This window comes from Endozoicomonas sp. ONNA1, from assembly GCF_024606325.1.
Classification (GTDB): Bacteria; Pseudomonadota; Gammaproteobacteria; order Pseudomonadales; family Endozoicomonadaceae; genus Endozoicomonas_A.
In genome coordinates this window covers 1-1,779 of record NZ_JAHHPN010000411.1, presented here as the reverse complement: position 1 = coordinate 1,779, position 1,779 = coordinate 1, and the positions used below count along the sequence as shown (strand labels likewise).

Below are 1,779 nucleotides of genomic sequence, written 5' to 3'. Positions count from 1 at the left end.
GCTATGTTGGTTCAATGGTTGACTACGAAGGTCTGGACTTATTAATAAATGCAACAGAGCAGCTCAGGGATAAAGGACTGACTGGCTTTAAGGTTTTGATGGTAGGTGATGGTGCCGTAAAAGCTGAACTGGAGCTAATGGCACAGAAAAAGCAACTGCAGGATCTGATCATATATACTGGAAGAGTGCCACATGATGAAGTTGAGGATTACTATTCTTTAATTGATATCTGCCCGTTCCCCCGTAAAGGCCTACCTGTTTGTGAAATGGTTTCCCCCCTGAAACCCTTTGAAGCCATGGCAATGGGTAAGGCTGTTGTTTCTTCTGACGTCGCAGCCCTGGCTGAAATTGTACAGGATGAAAGAACAGGTCTACTCCATAAAATGGATGATGCCGAAGATCTGGCTGATAAACTTCAACTACTGATTGAGCAGCCGAAACTGCGTGAGCAGTACGGTCAAGCCGCCAGAGAGTGGGTTGTTGCCGAACGTGACTGGAAGGTTTTGGCTAAGAGGGTTGATGCGGTTTATAAAAGGTTGCTTTCTCAGGTTGACGATGAAAAAGCTGCTTAAACGGTTTTGGCGTTCTTCAGGTTTGGGTTTGCGATGGCTGGCTAAGAAAGAGTTACCATGTACTGAATGGATACTGCTTCGGTTATGGCCGGAGCACAGATTTCATTTAATCCTTTTCTTGTTCAGAAATAGTCATATAAACAAAGCGCATTCACTGTTAACAGGTTTTGTACCTGCTAATCATAGTGAAGCGCTCTGGCTTGAAAGAATTTGTAGCTTTTATGATATGATCAGTGGTCGGCATCAATGGCAACTGCCAGAGGCAGAATCACTACTATTACCTGTTTTTAACCAAAACGTTTTAATGGCGCTGCATAACTCGGCACCCTACGATTTTGCCGGTTACTGGTACCGTTCTGAAAATATTCTGATGCAGTTACGTAACTGGGGTGTTGCCATTCATTGTGCAACCCGCCCAGGTTATCCTTGGGATTTACAAAAGCATCGTGGGTTACCGGTAACGCAGGCTGACCGGGTTGGGGGTGTGGTTTTTCAGCGCTTGCCTGCCCATGCTGCACCTTATAAACAAGGTTCCGATTTTCGTTACGTGAAAGAGTATTCCAGACAATTAGCCGAGCTTGCTACCCAGCAAAAGGCCACCGTTATTCACGGGCATTCCAACTACCTTAATGGCCTTGCCGCTATTGAAGCGGCAAGGTTAGCTGGTGTCGCTTCTGTTTATGAGGCTCGTGGTTTCTGGCATTTAACCCGGCTTTCAAAAGAGCCGGATTTTGCCAACACCGATGCTTTTCTTTATGAGGAGAATATGGAAAAGCTGGCTCTGCGGGAAGCAGATCGAGTGGTTACGCTGTCACAAGCAATGAAGTCGCTGATCATCAGCTGGGGTATCAATGCGGATAAGATCCATGTGATTCCTAATGCGGTGGATGCTCGCCGGTTTCAACCACAACCCTCTGATATGGAGTTACGTGAGCAGTGGCCGGTGAGTGGTTTTATTGTTGGTTTTATTGGTTCCATTACGCCCTATGAGGGACTACTGGATCTTACCGCTGCAGTTAAACGACTACGGGCACAGGGGATTGCCATTTCATTGGTAATCGCCGGAGCCGGGCCTTATGAATCTGAACTCAGAAAAGCAATCAACGGCTGTGATTATATTTATTATGCCGGAGCCATCCCTCACAGTGATGTACAACGCTGGTATGCTAGTTTTGACTGTTGTGCCTATCCACGAAGGAATGATGCA

General features: G+C 46.4%; 2 protein-coding genes. Both read left to right on the top strand.

The genetic code is table 11. The annotated features are described in order from the left end of the window. The coding region (locus KDK19_RS09320) for a glycosyltransferase family 4 protein (RefSeq protein WP_257291811.1) at window positions 1-572 on the top strand (572 nt) is incomplete at its 5' end. Beyond that, window positions 556-1,779, top strand: a 1,224-nt coding sequence (locus tag KDK19_RS09315; RefSeq protein WP_257291810.1) for a glycosyltransferase, incomplete at its 3' end; no start/stop codon positions are given. The genes KDK19_RS09320 and KDK19_RS09315, both read left to right, overlap by 17 nt.